The organism is Nocardia sp. NPDC050713 (genome assembly GCF_040654315.1).
Taxonomy (GTDB): Bacteria; Actinomycetota; Actinomycetes; order Mycobacteriales; family Mycobacteriaceae; genus Nocardia.
On sequence record NZ_JBFAHS010000002.1, the window covers coordinates 103,886 to 123,839 of the forward strand.

Below are 19,954 nucleotides of genomic sequence, written 5' to 3' on the forward strand. Positions count from 1 at the left end.
GCGAGGCGCGGGCATGAGCGCGGCTCGAGAGCACGTGGTGGTCGTCGGCGGTGGTTTCGCCGGACTGCTGGCGGCGGCGGCCGTCGCGCCGTACGTCGAGCACGTCAGCGTGGTCGAGCGCGACCGGTTCCCGGAACAGCCAGCGCTGCGCCGCGGTGTGCCCCAGGCCCGCCACCCGCACCTGTTCGTCCCTGGCGGCGTTACTGTCGCCGAAGAATTGCTGCCCGGTCTGACCCAGCGCCTGATTCGGGCCGGGGCACATCGCGTGGGCATGAACGCCGACCTGCTGCTCTATTCCGGTGCGGGCGGGTGGATGCCGCGGTATCCGACGAGCCGGTTCGGCCTGACCTGCAGCAGGCAGCTGCTGGACCACGTCGTCTACGACATGGTGCGGCAGTGGCGCAATGTCGAGTTCCGGTCCGCCACAGCGGCGGTGCGTCTGCTCGGGGACGCGCGGGCTGTCACGGGCGTGGAGCTGCACACGCCGGACGACGAGACCGAACGGCTCGACGCGAGCCTGGTGATCGACGCCACCGGTCGGGGGTCCCGGACGGTCGAATGGCTGGCGAGTCTCGGGACGACCCTCGCGCCGCCGGAGATCGTGGACTCCGGTCACACCTACACCACCCGCGAGTTCCGCGCGCTGCCCGGCGCGGAGACGAACTTTCCGATGGTCATCGTGCAGGCCCATCCGGCCTCTGGCAGACCGGAATACAACGCACTGCTGCTGCCGATCGAGGACGGTCGATGGCTCGTCACCGTGGGCGGCACCCGGGGGTGCCGCCTGCCCGCGGACGAGGACGAGTTCCGCGAAGCGGCCCGCCGGTGGGTGCGCGCGCCGCTGATCGGCGAGCTGATCGCGGACGCGGCGCCGCTGTCCTCGATCCAGCGCTCCCGCAGCACCGTCAACCGACGGCATCGCTTCGACCGGATGCGGGAATGGCCCTCGGGGTTCGTGGTGATCGGCGACGCGGCGACGGCGCTGAATCCGACCTACGGTCACGGTCTTTCCGCGGCAGCACGATGCGCGGGCACGCTCCGTCGAGCGGTCGCGCGCGGCGCCGCGAGACCGGCGGATTCGCGCAAGCTGCAGCGGGCCGTCACCGGCGCCGCGAACTATCCGTGGCTGACCGCGATCGGCCAGGATCTGCATTATCCGAACACCACCGGCGCGCGACCGCGCTGGGTGGACCGGGTGGGCAAGCGGTACGGCGATCGGCTGCTGCGTGCCGCACCGGAACGCCCGCAGCTCGGGACCCGGCTGATCGAGGTCATGTTCCTGGCTCAGTCACCGCTGCTGCTGGCCCACCCCGCGGTGCTGTCGGGGGTCGTGCGCCGCCCGCGGTGCGCGCCGCCCACCGAACCGCCGCTGGCGCCGGGGGAGCGCGGGCTGCTCGCGGGGAGGCAGGTCGGATGAGCGCCGCGCGTACCGCGGAACCGATCGCGATCGTCGGCATGGCGGGCCGGTTTCCCGGCGCCGCGGACATCGACGAGCTGTGGGAGTCGCTGCTCGCCCGCGGCGACGCCATCCGTCCGGTGCCGTCCGAGCGATGGGACGCCGACGCACCGTTGGACGGTTCGAAACGCGTCCAGGGCGTCGGCGGATTCCTCGACGGCGTCGATCGGTTCGACGCCGCCCTTTTCGGAATCTCGCCCCGCGAAGCCGCCGACATCGATCCGCAGCAGCGGATCATGCTCGAGACGGTCTGGCGCGCGATGGAAGACGGCGGCATTCCGCTGGCCGACGTGCGTGGTCGCCGCGTCGGCGTCTACATGGGCGCGTCCTGGCACGATTACGAGATCCTGCGCACGCGACGAGAACTCGGGGCCAGCCAGCACAGCTTGGTCGGTACGGCACTCGATGTCATCGCCTCGCGGGTGTCCTATGCCCTCGGGCTCACGGGACCGAGCATGACCGTCGAGACCGGATGCTCCTCGGCGCTGGTGGCGCTGGACCTCGCGGTCCGGGCGATCCGATCGTGCGATGTCGAGTCCGCGATCGTCGGCGGCGTCAATCTGCTTCTGGCGCCGGATGTCTCGATCGGTCTCACGCACTTCGGCGGACTGTCGCGGACCGGCCGCTGCGCGGCGTTCGGGGACGGCGCCGACGGGTTCGTTCGCGGGGAAGGCGTGGCGGCCGTGTACCTGAAGCCGTTGCGCGCCGCCCGCGCCGACGGCGATCCGGTGCGGGCCGTCGTCTTCGAGAGCGTGGTGAACAACGACGGTGGCGGCGACAGCCTGGTCACACCGAATCCGGCGGGCCAGCGCGATCTGCTGCGCCGCGCCTACCGCAGCAGCGGATTCGACCTCGGCGACCTGGCCTACGTCGAGGCGCACGGGACGGGAACGGGCCGAGGCGATCCGATCGAGGCGGGGGCGCTCGGTGAGATCCTCGGCGCCGACCGACCCGTCGAACGCGGGCCACTGCCGATCGGGTCGATCAAAACCAACATCGGCCACCTGGAGGCGGCCGCCGGCATCGCCGGATTGGTGAAGGCCGTGCTGTGTCTCGAGCACCGGCGCGTGCCGCCCAGCCTGCATTCGGAGACGCTGAATCCCGAGATTCCCTTCGACGCGCTGAATCTGCGTGTCGTCCGCGAGCCGATCGAGCTCCCGGCGGATAGGTCGAGCTACATCGGCGTCAACTCTTTCGGCTGGGGCGGCACCAATGCCCACGTCGTACTGCGGTCCGCCGACGCGGTGGCCGAGGACGCGGATGCCTGCGCCGCGCCCGCCCTCGGTTTCCTTCCGGTCTCGGCGCATACTCCCGACGCGCTGCGCCGCCGGTGCCACGACATCGCGGATCTGCTCGACACCGACCCGGCGCGTTCCAAGGCCGTGATCGCCGCGCTGGCCCGACGCAGCACCGCGCACCCGTTGCGCAGCGCGGTGCTCGGCGACGATCCCGTCGAACTGGCCGCCGCACTGCGCGCGCACGCCGACGACCCATCGGCGCAAAAGTTTTCGCTGCTGTCCGGCCGCGCCGCCGATCGTGGCAGGGTGGCCTTCGTCTTTCCCGGTCAGGGTGGCCAGTGGCACGGGCTGGCGGGCGCGTTGTACGGCGTGGACCCGGCCTTCACCGACGCGCTCGACGCGTGCTGCGCCGCACTCGAACCCCATGTCGACTGGGACACCAAGGCGATCGTCACCGGCGCGGGCGGTGCGGGCTGGCTCGATCGGGTCGACCAGGTTCAGCCCGTGCTGTGGGCGCTGGCCTGCGGTATCGCCGCGATGTGGCGACGAGCTGGCATCGAACCCGACGTCGTGATCGGCCACAGCCAGGGCGAGATCGCGGCGGCGTCCGTCGCGGGTCTGCTCGGCATGGCGGACGCGGCGATGATCGTCGCCCGTCGCAGCGCCGCGCTCCGCACCGTCGCGGGCACCGGGCGAATGCTGGCGGTCGACCTCGGGATCGACGAAATCGCCTCGGCTGTGGTGGGTTTCGAGGACCTTGTCGCGCTGGCGGTGCACAACGGCCCGCGCTCCTGCGTGCTCTCCGGCGACACCGACGCCATCGAAGCGCTGCGGGAGATCCTGACCGCCGAGGGCGCCTACTGTCGGATGGTCAACGTGGATTACGCCTCGCACAGTCCGCGGATGTCGGTGCTGCGGCCGCGATTGCTGTCCGAACTGGCCGAGGTCACGCCGAGTCCCGGCCGCGTCGAGATGATGTCCACCGTCTCGGTGCGCAAGGTGACGCCCCGGGACCTCACTGCGGACTACTGGATCGACAACCTTTGTCTGCGTGTGCGTTTCGCCGAGGCGATGTCGGCGCTGTACGACGACGGCGTCACCCATGTCGTCGAGATAAGCCCGCATCCCGTCCTGCTGCCCGCCGCGGAGCAACTGGCCGCGACGCGCCCGCGACCACCGGCGGTGCTTCCGTCGCTGTACCGGGACAGCGATCCGATCGCCGAGATGAACCGCAGCCGCGCCCGCGCCTACGTCTCCGGTCTCGTCCCGTTCGCCGATGTCGAGGCGCGCGGGGCGGCGCGGCTGCCCCGGTATCCGTTCCAGCACGAAAGCCATTGGCTGCCTTCCTCGGCCGCACCGGAAAGCCGCGCCGCAGCCTCCTTGCGAGTCGAGGTGGCGCCGAGTTCCCTGGAACCCGGCGCCTGGCTGGCGCGGGTGGGGGACCTGTCCGGCGCGTTGGGGTGGCTGGCCGACCATCGGGTGGGCGACGCGGTGCTGGCGCCCGCCGCGATGATGACAGCGCTGGTGATCGCCGCCGCGCGCGCTCGCTTCGGCGCTACGCCCGTCGCGCTGCGCGGTCTGCGGTTCGTCGACACCCTCGTGCTCGGGGTGCGGCCGGTGCGCGTGGAAGTCGGCCTGCGCGACGACCTCGCGGCGCGGACCAGCTTCGAGGTCGCATCCCTGACCGGCGACGCCGACGGCTGGGTCGTGCACGCGCGCGGCCACGCCGAGCGGTCCGCCGAGCCGACGGACGCACCCGCCGCGTTCCCCGCCGACCTGCTCGACGCGGCCCCGGTCCCGGTTGCCGATTTCTATCGCGACTGCGACCGGCGCGGACTGCACTACGGTCCGCAGTTCCAGGTGATCCGCGAGCTGCGGGTGCGTGGCGACGGTGCGAGTCGAGCCGCGCTGAGCCGGGTCGCGCTCGGCGAACAGTGCCGCGCGCAGACCGGCCGCGCGGAACTGCACACCGTCCTGCTGGACGGGGTGCTGCAGACCGCCCTGGCCCTGTTCGACGACGAGCGGACGATGCTGCCCTCGGGCATCGACGAATTGCGGCTCTACGGCGAACCGGCGGGATACGTCGATGCCGCTTGGGCCTACGCGACGCGCCGATCCGAGACGCGCGTGGACCTCCACCTCTTCACCGACGATCGCGCACCGCTGGCCAGGATCACCGGGTTGCGCCTGCACCCGATCGACGGCGGTCGGACCGGCGGGCGCCGCTCCGACCGCGAGTTCAGCCTCGAATTCCGGCCCGTGCCACGCGAACAACGCACGTCCGCAGGCACTTTCGTGCTGGCCGGAACCGCGCACTCGCATGCCGAATTGTCCGCGGCGCTGCGCGACGGCGGTGGTCCCGCGGTCTCGATCGAGCCGGACGCCGAGGTGCCCAGCTGGGCGGGCAAGACTGTCGTGTTCCTGGCGCCGACCGCCCGCGACGGACTCGACGCTCAGCGGCACGGGCTGACCGAACTCGCGGCGCTGGTGCGCCGTTTCCTCGATGCCACGGCGACACCGGCCCGGCTGGTCGTGGTGACGGCGAACGCCCAGGCCGCGGAACCGGCGGATCGGCCGGACCCGGGTGGCGCGCTGTTCTGGGGATTCGTGCGAGTGCTGCGCCGGGAACACCCTGAATTGTCCGCCGACCTCATCGATCTCGATCCGGTGGGCGGGGCGGGAGTCGAGGAGTGCGCGGCCGAGCTCCTCGCCGCGCCGGGCGACGACCAAGTGGTGCTGCGCCAGGGCGGCCGTTACGTCGGTCGGCTCGAACAAGGGACGCCAGCCGGTGACGACACCAGTTCACCGCCGTTGCGAACGGTGGCGCAGCCCTTCCGGCTCTGGCCGACGCCGGGCCGGTTCTGGGACGGACTGTCCTTCCGGCCCTTGGACATCCGTGCGCCCCGTGTCGGCGAGGTGCTGGTGGAGGTCGAGGCCGCGAGCCTGAACTTCATGGACGTCATGAAAGCCACCGGCGCCTATCCCGACACCTCGGCGGGCAGCGAGTTGCTCGGCGCGGAATGCGCGGGCGTGGTGCGCGCCGTCGGCCCCGGCGTCGGCGATCGCGCGGTCGGGGACCGGGTCGTCGCCTGCGGATTCGGTTCGCTGGCTTCGCATCTGACCGTGCGTGCCGACCACACGGCCGTAGTACCGGACGACATGCCCGCCGCGACCGCCGCCGCGCTGCCGATCGTCACCGCCACCGCCTGGTACGCGCTGGTCCGGCTGGCGGCGGCGACCGCCGACGATGTCATCCTGATCCATTCCGCCGCAGGAGGTTTGGGGTTGGCCGCGATCGGCGTCGCCCGTTCGCTCGGTGCGACCGTGATCGCCACGGCGGGCACCGAGCGCCGCCGCGAATACCTGCGCGATACCTGCGGTGTCGAGCACGTCTTCGACTCGCGTTCGTCGGACTGGCCGGACGAGGTGCGCGCGGCGACCGGCGGACGCGGCGTGGACGTCGTGCTCAACGCGCTCGCGGGCGCGGCCATCGATCGCGGCCTGGACGTACTCGCCGAGGACGGCCGCTTCCTCGAGGTCGGCAAGAAGGACATCTACGCCGACCGCAGGATCGGATTGGGCGCCTTCGCGAAGGGAATCACGGTGAGCGCGGTAGATCTGGCCGGGCTCATGACCCGACGGCCCGAACGGTTCGCGACGGTGTTGCGCGAGACCTGGCGCCAGGTCGTGTCGAAACGGCTCGCCGCGCCGCCGGTGACGGTGTACGACTTCGCCGAAGGACCGCGGGCGCTGCGGCAGCTGGCCGACGGTACCCACCTCGGCAAACTCGTGCTGACCCGTCCCGACACCGTGGACCGGGTCGTTCCCGAGCCGATGCCCGACGGCCGGTTCCGCAGCGGCGGGACGTATCTGATCACCGGCGGGCACGGTGCGCTCGGTCGCAGTCTCGCCACCCATCTGCTCGCGCACGGCGCGGGAGCGGTGGCGCTGGTGAGCCGCGGCACGTCCGATCCGGGAACGTGGTCGGTGGATCCGATCCGTGACTCGGGTCGCGATCCCGATTCCGTTGTGGTGCGCGAATATCGGGCCGACGTCGCCGATCGTGCCGCACTCGCCGCCGTCCTCGATGCCGTCCGCGCGGAGCTGCCGCCGTTGCGCGGCGTGTTCCACGCGGCGGGCGTGCTGGACGACGCGACCGTCGCCACGGTGTCCGCGGAGCAGATCGAGCGGGTGCTGCGGCCGAAGATCGACGGCGCCCGCCATCTCGACGCGCTCACCGCCGACGACCCGCTCGACGCGTTCGTGCTGTTCTCCTCGGCGGCCGCGTTGATCGGCAACCCGGGGCAGAGCGCCTACGCGGCGGCCAACGCCTATCTCGACGCGCTGGCCACCGCGCGCAGACGGGACGGGCGGCCGGGATTGAGCGTCCAGTGGGGTCCGTTCGACGACATCGGATTGGCGGCGACGCAGGACAACCGGGGCGCCCGCCTGGCGGCACGCGGCCTCACGGGCATCGCCGCCGCCGAGGCCTGGGGCGCCCTCGATCACTTTCTGTGCGAGGACCGCCCGGTGGTCGGATACCTGTCGCTCAACCGGCGGCAGTGGTTCGACGCCTACCCGGACTGCGCGGCCCAATCGAGCTGGCACGCCTTGCGGGACAGCGCCGAGGTCGGCGGAGGCGACACCGCCGCCCACGATTTCCTGAACACGCTCGCGCGCGCGACCGGCGACGAACGGCATCGGCTCGTGCACGCGAAGGTCACCGAGATCGCCGCGCAGGTGCTGCGCATGCCACCGGCCGGGCTGGACGGTGCGACGCCGCTGAAGACACTGGGCTTGGACTCGCTGATGAGTTTGGAGATGCGCAACAAGCTGGAATTCACCTTCCGGCTGGAGCTTTCCGCGACCGTGCTGTGGACCTACGGAACGACCCAGGCGTTGTCCGGCGCGATCGGCGAGCGGCTGGCGGCCGCGATTCCCACCCGAGAGGAAGCGATATGAACGACACGGATCTCGCGCCCGCGCCGCAGCCCGCCGACGCCGCGCTGCGCCGCGCGACCGAGACGATCCGCAGGCTGCGCGAGGAATTGACGCGGCGATCGGCGACCGGACCCATCGCGGTGGTCGGCGTCGGCCTGCGCCTCGCGGGCGGCATCACCGACCTCGAAAGTTTCTGGACGGCGCTGCGGGAGGGGCGAAACCTGGTGGCGGACATGCCCATCCACCGCCGCTGGCCGTTCGAGGACGAATGGAGCAGGCTGCCGACGATGGGCAGCTTCATCGACGACGCGCTGCACTTCGACCCGGAGTTCTTCGGCATCAGCCCGCGCGCGGCGCAGGCGATCGATCCGCAGCACCGGCTGCTGCTCGAAACGACGTGGGACGCCATGGCACACGCGGGTCTGGAACCGGCTGGGCCGCATGAGGAACCGATCGGCACGTTCGTCGGGATCACCGGCCGTTTCGACTACGCCGACTGGTCCGCGCGGCACGTCGACGCGCACGCCGCGCTCGGCAACGGCCACAGTTTCGCCGCGGGCCGCATCGCCTACACCTTCGGATTCACCGGACCCGCCATCGCTTTCGACACCGCGTGCTCCTCGTCGCTGGTCGCGATCCACCATGCCGTCCAGTCGCTGCGCCGCGGGGAGTGCGCGGTGGCCGTCGCGGGTGGCGTGAATCTGGTGCTGGCCCCGAACTCGACCCGGCTGATCGATCAGACCGGCACCCTCGCGCCGGACGGGCTGTGCAAATCCTTCGACGCGCGGGCGAACGGCTATGTGCGCGGCGAGGGGTGCGCGACGGTGGTGTTGAAGCGTCTGGCGGACGCCGAACGCGACGGCGACCGGATCCTCGGCGTCATCCACGGCAGCGCGGTCAATCAGGACGGCCGCTCGTCGGGTTTCACCGCGCCGAACGCGCGGGCGCAGCAGCGCGTCATCGAGTCGGCGCTGGACGACGCCGGATGCTCGGCGGCCGACATCGGCATGGTCGAGGCGCACGGAACGGGCACCTCGCTGGGCGATCCGATCGAGATGAGCGGGATCGTCGCCGCGCTCGGCGCGCGCAACGGCGGCCGCGCGTTGCACGTGGGGACGCTGAAGACGAATCTCGGGCACCTGGAAGCGGCCGCCGGTGTCGTCGGCCTGGTCAAGGCACTGCTGTGCGCGCGTGAACGCGTCGTCCCGCCGCTGGTCCATTTCGGCACGTTGAATCCGCGAATCACCCTCGATGGCACCGATATTCGGGTGTCGGGGCAGTCCGCGCGCTGGTCGACGGACGATTCGGGACCGCTGGCGGGCGTGAGCGCGTTCGGCATCATCGGCACCAACGCGCATGTCATCGTGGGACCGGCGCCCGCGCATCCCGCCGACGGCGCCCCGAACGGGAGATCCGGCGTGACGGTTGCTCGCCGGGCGCGCCACCGCGTCGTCTGCGTGCCCGCCTTCCTCGGCGAGCCGCCCGCGCCGGTCCCCGCGGCGCGATGAGCGAATCCGGCGTTTCAGCGAAAGGTGTTTCCATGGCGAAAAATTCGGCCCATGCCCGTGCCTTGTCCAGCCCGAGGGCGTTCCACCTGCTGATGAACTTGTATCCGCCACTGCTGTTCACGGGGGTGCGGGTCCGCCACGTCGCCGAAGACTGGAGTTCGGTACGGGTCTCGCATCGGGTGCGGGCCTGGAACCGCAACGTCAACCGTTCCGCCTTCGGCGGCACCCTCTTCGCGATGACCGACCCGTTCTACGCGGTCATGGCGGCGGGCCAGCTCGGCGGCGGCTATCGCATCTGGAACAGCAAGGGCGCCATCGAGTTCCTCGCCCCGGGCTACGACGTGGTCACCGCGACCATGCGGCTGACGCCCGACGAGGCGGCGGCGATCCGCGCGCGAGTCGACGACACCGGCCGGTCCGTCACCACGCACGTCACCGAGATCCGCGCCGCCGACGGCACTGCGATCGCCCGCGCCACCCAGGACCTGCACGTCCGCCGCCTGAGCTGAGAGGACTACTCGGCGGAATTCGCTTGCCGCTCCGCCAATTCGGCGAGGCGTTCGATGGACGCGGACAGCTTGTCCGCGGTGGTGGCGCGGGCGCGCACCAGACGCTTCTCGTCGGTCAGCGCCGTCCAGTCGTAGGTGTGCGTCACCAGCGTGCGACCCTCGCCCGCCGGTGCCAGCTCCCAGCGCCACAGGTGACCGGGCGGCTCCTTGCCCGGCTCCGACGGCCGCCACGCGATGCGGCCGCCCTCGGCGAACTCGACGACATGGTTGTCGCGCACAGCGCCGTTCGTGAGCGTCATGCTGAACACCTCGCCCACGCCGCGCACCCGCTGTCCGGTCGGCGCCTCGGCGAGATTGTCGTTGCCGTCCCACCGCGGCTGCTGCGCGGGGTCGGCGATGAGCTCGAAGATGTCGGCCGAGTCCGCCGCGATCTCCCGGCTGGCGCTGACTACACGAATCTCATCGATCTGCTCGGTCACGGGCGGTATCGAATCATCCCATGCCTCGAGCGCACAACCCTTGCGCTCGAGGCGGCGCGAATTCGCTTCCGCGGGAACGGGCCGCGCCGACTCCGGCGACAGTCGTGGGCGCGCCGTAGCGGCATGGCCGAACTCGTCGGCGGCAGTCGTCACTCGTGGAAGGTCGCGGTCAGGTCAGGAGGGTGTTCAGCTCGTCGGCGTAGAGGAGGGCGGGATCGAACTCCATGCCGGTGAAGTGGCCCGCGAGTTCGAGGGAGAGGACGCCGTGGAGCCGGGTCCAGAAGGACACGGCGCGGTGGAGGACGGTGGCGGGCGCCGAGCGGCCTTCCGCCCATCGACGGTGCTCGTCGAGGTGGGCGTCGAACGGCGTCGTCGGATTGTCCTGGGGCAGCCCGGCGAAAGCCTCGACGAGTACCGACATGATTTCGGCGGAGATCTGAGTGGTGTCGTCGGGGGCGTGGTAGCCGGGGACGGGTGTGCCGTAGATGAGGAAGTACCGCTGCGGGTCGGCCAAGGCCCATTCCCGCACGGTGTAGGCCAGCTCGGTGACGTCGGCGCCGGAGCCGAACGCCGCGCGCATCGCGTCGGCGAGGCTTCGGTAGGCGTCGCGGATCAGCTCGGTGATCAACTCGTCGCGACTGGCGAAGTACCGATACAGGGCGGGGCCGCTCATGCCGACCTGCTTGGCGATCGCGTTGAGCGACAGCGCGGACACGCCCGCCGTGGCGATCTGCTCCCACGCGTGCTGCTTGATCTCCTCGCGCACCTGGGTCCGATAGCGCTCGCGCGAACTCGCCCCACTGGCGACCATCGTCCACCACCTCCGCACGGGCTCCGCGACATGACAGTTAGACCGTATCACTTTTACTATTGACACTCACTTGATCGCGGTTATAGCTTCTAACTAAATCGAGTGACTCTAACTCGATGGTTGTCGGCTCCAAGCCCTGAACGAGGAGAACCTCATGTCCCACACCCCGCGAACCGCTCGCCGCGCCGCCCGCTTCCTCATTCCGTTGGCCGCCGCGCTCGCGCTGACTGCCGTCACCGCATGCGGCGGCGATGAGAACGAAACCGCGGGCCGAGCCGCGACTACCACCGACCCCGCGCACCCGGCTCCCCTGACTTGCGGTGGGGCGGGTATCGATCGCGATGCGCCGATCCGCTACCGGACGGAGACCTTGATCGAGGCGCCATTGCGCACCATCTGGGAACTGCAGACCGACGTGGAACGCTGGCCCTCCTGGCAGAAGCCCGTCACGAGCATGAAGCTCTTGGACCAGGGACCGCTGCGGGAAGGCTCGCGGTTCCAGTGGACGACTCCGGCGCCCGCCACCGCCACGACCCCGGCCACCACCTTGGTCATCACTTCCAGCGTCCACCAGATGCAGCCGAGTACGTGCATCCGCTGGAGCGGCCCTGGCATCGGCGACGGCCTGCGCATCGACAACGGCGTGCACGTCTGGACCTTCACCGAGGTCGACGGCGGCGTCCTGGTGCGCACCGAAGAGAACTGGACCGGCGCGCAGGTCGAAGCCGACGTGCCCACCTCCACCGCTTTCCTCGGTATGGGCCTCGAAGCCTGGTTGAAGGATCTGAAGGCCGCCGCCGAAGCCAGCTCCTGACCGGGCGCCGACTACTACTTCTTGGTAGCGGTGGCGGGCCAGCCGATGCCGGGCCAGGATTTGGGCAGCCTGATCAACCCGTCCAATGCCAGCGCCACCAAATCCTCGTAACCCTCGCGCATTTCAGCGAGATGATCCCAGGCCCGGTGGCGTTGGACCGCGTCCTCCACGTGGTGCAGCGCCCAATGGGCGCACGCCGCGGCTTCGGCGACCCGCGCGATCACCCCGCCCACCGAATCGGTCCCGCGGGGAGCGCCCGGCCGCGGGCGCGGAAGCTGCGCGGTGATCCACGCGTCGATCTCGTGGACGACTCCCGCTACCTGCTGGCGGATTTGGCATTCGGACGGCGCGCCGAGCCACTCGCGGTGCAGCGATCCGAGCTTCCGCGCCCAGCCCGACAATGGTCGATCGCAGTTCGAACGTCCGCTGATCGCGCGCAGCAGATCGTCCGGTGCGAGAAATGGACCGTGTTGCCGTGGCACACGTAAACGTGAAGTTGGCGCCGCCATCTCCGGTCACGCTCGCCGGGCAGGCCTGGCGGGGGTCGCCGGTGAATGCGCGAGATTCGAATTTCTTTCGCCAGTCACATGATCTCCTGGGCAAGGCGCGCCGATATGGCGGCATACGCCTTGGAATTATTCTTCTGCAGATAGGGATGGAGATCGCTACCCTCCGCGACACCTGACAGCAGCGGCAGGTGAAGGCCTGATGTAAGTGAGTTGGAGCGATACTCGCGAGTCACAAAAATAGCAGTGAGTGACCTTCGTTACCATACGTCGGCACAATCTCGAGAAATTCTCAGAAAACTCCGATCTATGCCGCCGCGAGGTCGACGGGCGCGCGATGTTCCGAAGCGCGTCGTACCTGTCGTACTACAGGCGGGGTGGGTCGTGCTCGATGGGCCGCGCGATCGTCACCGCGGCTTCGGAGGGTGTGTGGGCGCGGGCCGTGCGTCGCGCCGACCGCGTCGATCGCGACGCCGCACGAAAATGTCGGCGAGACACGCGCTCGGATCAGCCGCTGCCGTCGCCGCAGGTGAGAAGGTCGCTGGGTGATCACGACTACTGACCGCGTCATCGACCGCTATGTGACCGTGAGTCGTCCCCACGACCCCGCCGCGGTGGGATCGGGGTGGACGCCGACGTCGACGAGCGATGACCGTGCGGAAGATTTCGGCGTGCATCACCGCCCGATCGCCCGCCCCTGCCCGGAGCAACGCCGTCTGCTCGAGGCCATCCGCGTGGCCGCCGGGCATCTCGCGTCGACCCCCGGCTGCACCGACGAGGAACGCCGCCGCGCGCGGGCGCTGCTGGCCGACGCCGTCGCGCAATCGCGAAGTGCGGCGGAGATCTTCGACATCGATCCCACTCTCACCGATGAGTCGAGCCTGACCGGCCACCATGTGGACCTGCTGATCGAGCTGCTGCGCCAGCTTCCGGCGAAGCTGGACGACGCGTGCCCCGAACCGAACGACCCGCGCCGCACCCACGGCGCCGCCGCGCTCGCCCAGCAGTGGGCCGAAGCCATCGCACTGGCCAGCGCGATCCGGGCCCGGGTGAGCCAGATGCTGCAGGAGCTGCCGCGCCCGGACTGGGCAAGCCCGGTCGGCCAGCACCGTATCTCTCGGCAGCGCTTGGCGCGGAACGCGGCGCTGATCGCCGAGGCGGTCGAACTGCTGCGAGCCGCTGTCGGCAGCGCTGTCGCAGTCGAATTGCCGCACCCGCAGGCCCGGTCGATCGCGCGGCTCGTGGACACCCTGGACACGCTGGTCGAGGACCTGCGAGCAGAGAGCCATCACTGACCGGAGACCCCGCCGCGGCGGCGGATCACTTCCGCGCCGTCGGTCTTCGCCACGCTGCGCGAACCAACGCCGGACACCGTGTGCCGGACGCATTTCCGCGCCAGGCCGAGCCCTCAGGACATCAGGCATACACTGTTCGTCGCGCTCGCGATCGGTGATGCTCACCGCGCAAGCACGTCGAGTTCGGAACCGGGAAAGCCGCCGCTACGGCGATCGAGTATGAAGGTGTGACGCAGCACGGTGCGGGTACGACCGAGGTGTCGGTGTGGACCGCGCGTGTTCGCGCGAGCAGGTGAGTGATCATGAAGACGAAATCGCCGGAGACGGTGAAATGCCGGGGATGTCAGTGCTGGTGGCCATTGAGCGCCCACAATGTGTGCCATTGTTCGCAATGCCATCAGACGTTCACCGGTGAGAAGGCCGCGAACCTGCATTTGGTGGTCGATTATCGCCACAAACCGCACGTAACTTGCCGGACACCGGCCAGCGTCGGCCTCATCGACGCCGGCCGCGACTACCCCTGCTGGGGGTTACCGCAGAACTAGCGTTGTGCGCCAACGAGTTCGGCGATCGAAATCCGGCCTGCGCAATACTGCATACGCCGTGCGTGGACTTGTCGACCGAAACTCGTAGGCAATTCGTTCGCGCCGGTCATCGGCTCACGTCCTTCTCACGCCGGGGTGCTCGTCGTCGAGTCGGCGGACAGGTGTCGCCGATGAGATGTCGAGCGCGCCAGCTTTTCGGCTGACGGTTCGTCCGTGGGCAATGTCCGGTTCGCGCGGAAATCGACCGTTGTCGCGGTCGTGCCGTATCCGGTGTCGAAGAGCAAATCTGTTATGGGAACGCGGTATTCGGAGCGCGGGGCCCAGTCGCCGTCTCGTCGGCGGTTGGTGTGCACGAGGCTGAGGGCCGCGACGGCCGACATGCCGCGGATCGTTCGTCGCGGCGGATCCCGTTGTCTGCAAATCGGATTCACACAAAGTTTCGCCGACACTTTGGGATCTCCACGAGGCGATCGCGGATGGCTACCGGCGGGTAACGAAGCGTGGTCTGATGGGCCCGTCCCGAACCCGGGACGTGTTGAATGCACAACCAGAGGATGATGTATGACCTCCAAAATTGTTCGCCCGCTTGCCATCGCCGCCCTGGTGCTGTCGGCGGGCTCGCTGACCGCGGGGACCGCCACCGCGGCCACACCGGTGTCGGGTTCGGTGGAAGTGTGCACCGGTATCCCGCTCGGTCACATCGAGCTGAGCTTCTGCCTGTAGTCGTTCGGCCCGGCCCGCGGCGGTCGCGAAACCATCCACGGTGACGAAGCTGCCTGGCTTCACCGGTCTGGAATGGCGGCCGCCGCAAGGTATTGGGGATGCGTCTCCGCCTGGGGCCGCACGACCCCAGGCGGAGATCGCCGGTCGCGCGGTCATCGGCGTGCCGCTGGACCGGAAGGGATGTCCAGTGACGGGGACGCCGATTGCGCGAAGAGGGGCACGCTGTCTCGCTGGCCGCCGGGCGGCGAGGCGGGGTCGAGATCGAGCTCGATCACCACTGGGCAAGCAAGCCACAAGTCGGGGCGGGTCGATGCCGTGAATATCGCCCCTCGGGTTGTTTACTTGGCGTGCTGCTCGTTCACGGAGCCCTGTCGAAGGCGCAGGCGGCACCGTGAATGCGGCTGTGGGCAGCGCCGATCCGGCGATCGTCTCGTCGATCGTCATGGCGCTGCCAGCATCTATGCGGGCCGGAATCGACTATGAGGAGGGCTAGTGACGAACAAGGTGGTTCACCGGGCTGCTGGCGTGAGCGCCAAGCTGGGTGTCGTCGGTGCGGCGGTCGGTGCCTTGGTGCTTGGGCAGCACACCGTCGCGCACGCCGCGGAGACGACCACATTTCATCTCCCACTGATCAAGTTGTCCCAAACATGGGGTGTTCCATCGACATTCAGCGTCTACTTGACCGCGACCGTCGGTGACGAACCCGGAGTCACCACCTTCGGTGTCGCCAACCCCGGACCGTTCAGCGGTGGCACCGTTTTCGACTCCCACGCCCGGATCCACTGGACGAATCTGACGACCGGAGCGGTCGGTGTAGTGGACGTGCCGGATCGGGAAACGGCGCAGCGGCCCTGTGACTGCCGCCCGGCGCCGGTGCGGGTGTTCACCGGAGCGGGTTCGATCGTCGCACTCGCGACCGCCGGTGGCGTCGCCATCAATGTGTCCTCGGGACTCGGTACCTTCAAGGCTGTTTGAGCCCGGTTGGTCGGCAATCGCCGATGGGCTCGGCGCAATCGATGGAGGTCGGCGCGGTCGGGTCAGCTCACGACTGCACCTCGCTGACGCTCGGCTCCGTCGTGCGCGAATGCGCGCTGTGCCTATGGTTCGCTCGCTGACGCTCGCTCACGCCGGGAATCCGCGCCGCTCGCCGAGCAGATACGGCGGTGCGAGATTGAACCGGCGGCAGTCGGCACAGCGCCGCGACATGGCGTCGGCCGTGCCCGTGTGGTGCAGGACGGCTTGCGTAGGGACGATCTCGAGGGTGTAGCCGGACAGCGCGGCGTGACCGTCGACGATCAGCACGTGGCCGGTCGGTGCCTCCGGCGGCCAGAGCAGGGTGACCGCCGGGTTCGCGGTGATATTGCGGCAGGTGACCGGTCCCGGCGCGGGAATGTGAAAGCGGTTGTCCTCCAGCACCGGATGGTGGGGTGTGGTGTGCGGCCCCAAGTCGCCGATGCTGACGAGAAAGGCGAGGTCGTACCTGCCGATGATGTCTACCAGGTCGGGCGGGAGGTCCGGCGAGCTCATTCACCAAGGGTAGGCGAAACCGAGGGTGAAACGCGCGGATTTCTCCGCGAATGCGGATTCGCTAGCGTTCTCGTGCCGTATGTGAGCGCGCCACGCTAGGAACGGTCTGTTACCTGCTCGTCAACGGCTCAATTACGTTCGCCTGGCTGCCCGGTCGTCGGGATCGTGAGGAAACCGGCGCCGCACCGCTGACCGCGTATGCGGGTGAGATTTCGGTAATTGACCGGCAACTGCGGCGGTTTCGGCGAGAAGTCTCCGTATGCGAGGATGTGCGTCCGAATGGTTGCCGACGGGAAGGACGATGCGTGGGCGCGGTATCCCTCGAGGAGGACACCGGCGCGGCGGTGAGTGTGGACGACATCGACGCGGTTCTGGCGGCGGCCCTTCCGCCGGTGCCGGTCAGGTATGCACCACTGGTCGACGCTCTCGGCGCGACCCTCGTCGGCCCACTGGTCGCGGACTGCGCGCTGCCTGCCGCCGATACCGCGGCCATGGACGGCTTCGCGGTCAGCGGTCCCGGACCGCAGTGGACGCTGCGACCCGGGCTCTGTGCGGCGGGCAAGCCCGCACCGATCGCGCTCGGCGCGGGTGAGGCCGTCCGCATTTCCACCGGGGCGCCGACCCCGCCCGGCGCGACGGCTGTCGTCCGCTGGGAGCATGTCCGCACCGAACGGCGTGGCAGGCGATGGGTCGTGACCGAAGCGCCCGAGGTTTCCCGCCGCAACGACATCCGACGGCGCGGCGAATACTGGTGCGCCGGTGACGAACTCGCCCCCGCCGGGGCGCGGGTCGATCCGGCGCTCGTCTCCGTCGCGTTCAGTGCCGACGCGCCGATCGCCGCGATCCGGGGTCCGCTGCGCGCCGATGTACTCATCACCGGCGACGAGATCCGTGCGCCCGGCCTCCGCGCCGAGGGGCGGGTGCGTGACGCTCTCGGCCCGGTGCTGCCGCACTATCTGCGCGGTCGCGACATCGACTGCCGACAGGTCTGGCGGCTGCCCGACGACCGTGCGGTGCTGCGGTCCTGGTTCGACCTCGACACCGATGCCGAACTCGTGGTCTCGGTCGGGGCGACCGGACGCGGCGCCGCCGACGGGCTGCGCGATGTGCTGGCCGAGATCGGCGCGCAAATCCTGATCGACGGTGTGCGCATGCGGCCGGGAGGCTCGCAGATCGTGGCGCGCCTCGCCGATGGTCGCACACTGCTGGCCCTCCCGGGCAATCCGCTGGCCGCGATCTCGGCTTTGCTGGTCACCGGCGAATCGTTGGTCCGTGCCCTGACCGGCCGTAGTCCGTCGCCACCACGCTGGGGCCGGATCGCCGACGCGTTGGCGCTGGAGCTCGGATGCACCCGCGTCGTGCCCGCCCGGCAGGTCGACGGCGGCGTCTGGCGAACCGTCGGCGCGGCGCGGACCCCACACCTGGCCGATCTCCTCGCCGCGCAGGCGTTGGCCCTACTTCCGCCCGGGTCTGGTCGCGGCGCGCTCGTGGAAGTCCTGCCGATTCCGCAATGACCCGGCCTATGTGCCGCAGACGCGGCAAAATATGGCCAGCCGTGACGAATCCGCGGGACAGTGAACTCGGCCCAGTTCGTGGTCGAACTACAGAAAGTTGATGAGGATGAAGACATTCCGGACGCTGAGTGCGGGCGCTGCCGTGCTCACCGTCACCGCGGGACTGGTGGGCTGCGGCTCGGACGACACGCAGACGCCGACGGGATCTGATCAGGTCTCCGGCACCGTCACGGTGTTCGCGGCGGCGTCGCTCACCGAGACCTTCACCGCGCTCGGCAAGGAGTTCGAAGCCGCGCATCCGGGGGTGAAGGTGGTGTACAGCTTCGGCGCCAGCTCGTCGCTCGCCCAGCAGATCGGGCAGGGCGCGCCCGCGGATGTCTTCGCTTCGGCGGCGCCCGCCAATATGCAGCAGGTCGTCGACCGTGGCGAAATCACCGCCCAGCCCACGGCGTTCGTGAGCAACCGTTTGAAAATCGCGGTGCCCAAGGGTAATCCGGGCAAGATCACCGGTCTCGCCGACTTCGGCAAGACCGAGCCGCGCATCGCGCTGTGCGCCGAGCAGGTGCCCTGCGGCGCCGCGGCCAAGAAGGTCTTCGAGATCGCGGGCATCGCACCCCAACCCGACACCCGAGAGCAGGACGTCAAGGCCGTGCTCACCAAGGTGACGCTCGACGAGGTCGACGCCGCCCTGGTGTATCGCACCGATGTCCAGGCCGCCGGGGACAAGGTGGAGGGCATCGACTTCCCCGAATCGACCCAGGCCGTCAACACCTACCCGATCGCGCCGCTGGCCAAGGCGCCCAACCCGAACGCGGCCGCCGCCTTCGTCGACTTCGTCCGTTCGGATCGGGCCAAGCAGGTGTTCGCCGCCGCCGGTTTCGACACCCCTTGAGCGCTTGGATCACTCGGGACGAGGAGTGACCGGACCCCCGCGCAGACCGCTGCCGCGGGGGTTCGCGCGTCAGGGGCGATCCGAGTTCTCGAAGAGCGGACGTAGATTGCGCGCCGCCATGATCAGATCGTTGCCCGCACCGGCTTCGACCATCGGCCACACCTGAGCGTCCGAGCCGACGACGAAATCGCTGACCCCGGCCGACTGTGTACGGCGCGGGCCGCCGCGATCAACTGACTCGATTCCGGGGATGACGCGGGGGGGGGGCTTACACGGCGTCGCGTGCTCAGGGCAGACGCATCAGCTGTCGGGAGAGGCCGAACAGGCGGCGGGCGAGCCGCACCACGGGGAGGCCCAGCGGAAGAAGGATGATCGTCACGCACAGCACCGCGCCGAGGAGCCACACCACGGCGGCGAGGATCCCCACCACCGTGCCCAGCACGGCGGTCAGCACTCCGAGCACTACGTCGAGCAGACCCTTGAGCAGTCGCATGGTGACCTTCCTTGCTCCATTCTGCTCTTTCGGAAACCGCCGCGCACGTGCCGATGTCCGCCGGACGACTATTCCGGGACCGGCCCTCCGGCCGCGGGCAATTCGGCGTGGAACTCGCGCAGCGCGGCGGTGACGCCGACGAGGACCCGATGGGCCGCCCGCAGGTCGGCATCGGGCAACTCGGCCAGCGCGGCGCGGGTCCGCTCACCGAGCGGACCGAAGAAGCCCGCCGCGACCGACATGCCGTGATCGGTGTAGCGCAGGTGGACTCGACGCCGATCGGCGGCATCCGGCGTGCGTTCCAGGTGGCCCGAGTCGAGCATGCGCTCGACCAGGTAGGTGACGGCGGGCGCGGAGATCCCCATCAACTTGCTCAGCTGCCCCGCGGTGACCGGCGTGCCTTCGGCATCAGCCGTCGCGACGTGCATCAGGGCGCGGAAATCGTTGGGGCGCAGGTCGTTCGCCCGCGCGAAGACATGACCGATCTGCTCCGAGACGGCCGTGAGCGCGCGAAGGTCCCGAGCGATCTCGGTCTCCAATGCCGTCCGTTCGATGCCTGGGTCCGTCGTGTTCGCGACGCTGTCGCCCACCGGCCGCCTCCTGTCTGTCCGGCTCAGAGCTTAGTCACTCGGGTAGGCGCCCGTTGCCTATTAGTTAAGTTTCTGAAATAGTTACCGACGTGAACGGGAGCGCATGGGACGGA

16 protein-coding genes are annotated in these 19,954 nt (G+C 69.7%); 10 read left to right on the forward strand and 6 right to left on the reverse strand.

The features are described 5' to 3' along the window. Window positions 1-13 precede the first annotated feature (13 nt). The 4 genes from AB0H49_RS03830 to AB0H49_RS03845 are packed head-to-tail and all read left to right on the forward strand — an operon-like array spanning window position 14 to window position 9,652. Complete coding sequence (locus AB0H49_RS03830) at window positions 14-1,417, forward strand: FAD-dependent monooxygenase (RefSeq protein WP_357246832.1); 1,404 nt, start codon at window positions 14-16, stop codon at window positions 1,415-1,417. After that, window positions 1,414-7,656 carry a type I polyketide synthase gene (locus tag AB0H49_RS03835; RefSeq protein WP_357246835.1) on the forward strand — a complete coding sequence of 2,081 codons (6,243 nt, stop codon included), beginning with the start codon at window positions 1,414-1,416 and terminating at the stop codon, window positions 7,654-7,656. Before AB0H49_RS03830 ends, AB0H49_RS03835 begins: the two co-directional genes overlap by 4 nt. Beyond that, window positions 7,653-9,143, forward strand: a complete 1,491-nt coding sequence (locus AB0H49_RS03840; RefSeq protein WP_357246837.1) for a polyketide synthase — start codon at window positions 7,653-7,655, stop codon at window positions 9,141-9,143. The genes AB0H49_RS03835 and AB0H49_RS03840 overlap by 4 nt, the downstream gene beginning before the upstream one ends. 32 nt (window positions 9,144-9,175) lie before the next feature. After that, window positions 9,176-9,652 (forward strand): DUF4442 domain-containing protein, encoded by a 477-nt coding sequence (locus AB0H49_RS03845; RefSeq protein WP_357246840.1) that lies wholly within the window; start codon window positions 9,176-9,178, stop codon window positions 9,650-9,652. 5 nt (window positions 9,653-9,657) lie between these two features. Here AB0H49_RS03845 and AB0H49_RS03850 read toward each other — a convergent pair whose 3' ends face one another. Both AB0H49_RS03850 and AB0H49_RS03855 read right to left on the reverse strand, forming a co-directional pair. After that, complete coding sequence (locus AB0H49_RS03850; RefSeq protein ID WP_357247919.1) at window positions 9,658-10,140, reverse strand: SRPBCC family protein; 483 nt, start codon at window positions 10,138-10,140, stop codon at window positions 9,658-9,660. Between the two features lie 160 nt (window positions 10,141-10,300). Beyond that, window positions 10,301-10,942, reverse strand: a complete 642-nt coding sequence (locus tag AB0H49_RS03855; RefSeq protein WP_357246843.1) for a TetR/AcrR family transcriptional regulator — start codon at window positions 10,940-10,942, stop codon at window positions 10,301-10,303. Window positions 10,943-11,096: 154 nt separating this feature from the next. Between AB0H49_RS03855 and AB0H49_RS03860 the strand changes: the two genes are divergently transcribed. Then, window positions 11,097-11,756, forward strand: coding sequence for an SRPBCC family protein (locus AB0H49_RS03860; RefSeq protein ID WP_355003526.1), 660 nt, complete (start codon window positions 11,097-11,099; stop codon window positions 11,754-11,756). Window positions 11,757-11,770: 14 nt separating this feature from the next. Here the strand turns inward: AB0H49_RS03860 and AB0H49_RS03865 are convergent, their stop codons facing one another. Next, on the reverse strand, window positions 11,771-12,238 hold the full coding sequence (locus AB0H49_RS03865; protein WP_355003525.1) for a hypothetical protein: 468 nt from the start codon (window positions 12,236-12,238) through the stop codon (window positions 11,771-11,773). A gap of 569 nt (window positions 12,239-12,807) precedes the next feature. Here AB0H49_RS03865 and AB0H49_RS03870 point away from each other — a divergent pair. From AB0H49_RS03870 to AB0H49_RS03880, 3 genes are all read left to right on the forward strand, one after another. Further along, window positions 12,808-13,557 (forward strand): hypothetical protein, encoded by a 750-nt coding sequence (locus tag AB0H49_RS03870; protein WP_357246847.1) that lies wholly within the window; start codon window positions 12,808-12,810, stop codon window positions 13,555-13,557. Between the two features lie 1,106 nt (window positions 13,558-14,663). After that, window positions 14,664-14,825: a hypothetical protein gene (locus AB0H49_RS03875; protein WP_355003522.1), complete on the forward strand. Its 162-nt coding sequence runs from the start codon at window positions 14,664-14,666 to the stop codon at window positions 14,823-14,825. 492 nt (window positions 14,826-15,317) lie between these two features. After that, window positions 15,318-15,800, forward strand: coding sequence for a hypothetical protein (locus AB0H49_RS03880; protein WP_357246850.1), 483 nt, complete (start codon window positions 15,318-15,320; stop codon window positions 15,798-15,800). 147 nt (window positions 15,801-15,947) lie between these two features. On the opposite strand, the gene AB0H49_RS03885 is transcribed toward AB0H49_RS03880, so the two are convergent. Beyond that, window positions 15,948-16,352 (reverse strand): pyridoxamine 5'-phosphate oxidase family protein, encoded by a 405-nt coding sequence (locus tag AB0H49_RS03885; protein ID WP_357246853.1) that lies wholly within the window; start codon window positions 16,350-16,352, stop codon window positions 15,948-15,950. Between the two features lie 305 nt (window positions 16,353-16,657). On the opposite strand from AB0H49_RS03885, the gene AB0H49_RS03890 reads away from it, so the two are divergent. Both AB0H49_RS03890 and modA read left to right on the forward strand, forming a co-directional pair. Continuing rightward, on the forward strand, window positions 16,658-17,866 hold the full coding sequence (locus AB0H49_RS03890) for a molybdopterin-binding protein (protein WP_357246856.1): 1,209 nt from the start codon (window positions 16,658-16,660) through the stop codon (window positions 17,864-17,866). Between the two features lie 100 nt (window positions 17,867-17,966). After that, entirely contained in the window at window positions 17,967-18,758 is a 792-nt protein-coding gene (modA, locus tag AB0H49_RS03895) for a molybdate ABC transporter substrate-binding protein (RefSeq protein WP_357246859.1), read from the forward strand. Between the two features lie 286 nt (window positions 18,759-19,044). On the opposite strand, the gene AB0H49_RS03900 is transcribed toward modA, so the two are convergent. Together AB0H49_RS03900 and AB0H49_RS03905 are read right to left on the reverse strand one after the other, a co-directional pair. Beyond that, window positions 19,045-19,251, reverse strand: a complete 207-nt coding sequence (locus AB0H49_RS03900) for a hypothetical protein (protein ID WP_357246862.1) — start codon at window positions 19,249-19,251, stop codon at window positions 19,045-19,047. A 68-nt stretch (window positions 19,252-19,319) separates the two neighbouring features. Further along, window positions 19,320-19,841: a MarR family winged helix-turn-helix transcriptional regulator gene (locus tag AB0H49_RS03905; RefSeq protein WP_357246864.1), complete on the reverse strand. Its 522-nt coding sequence runs from the start codon at window positions 19,839-19,841 to the stop codon at window positions 19,320-19,322. Window positions 19,842-19,954 lie beyond the last annotated feature (113 nt).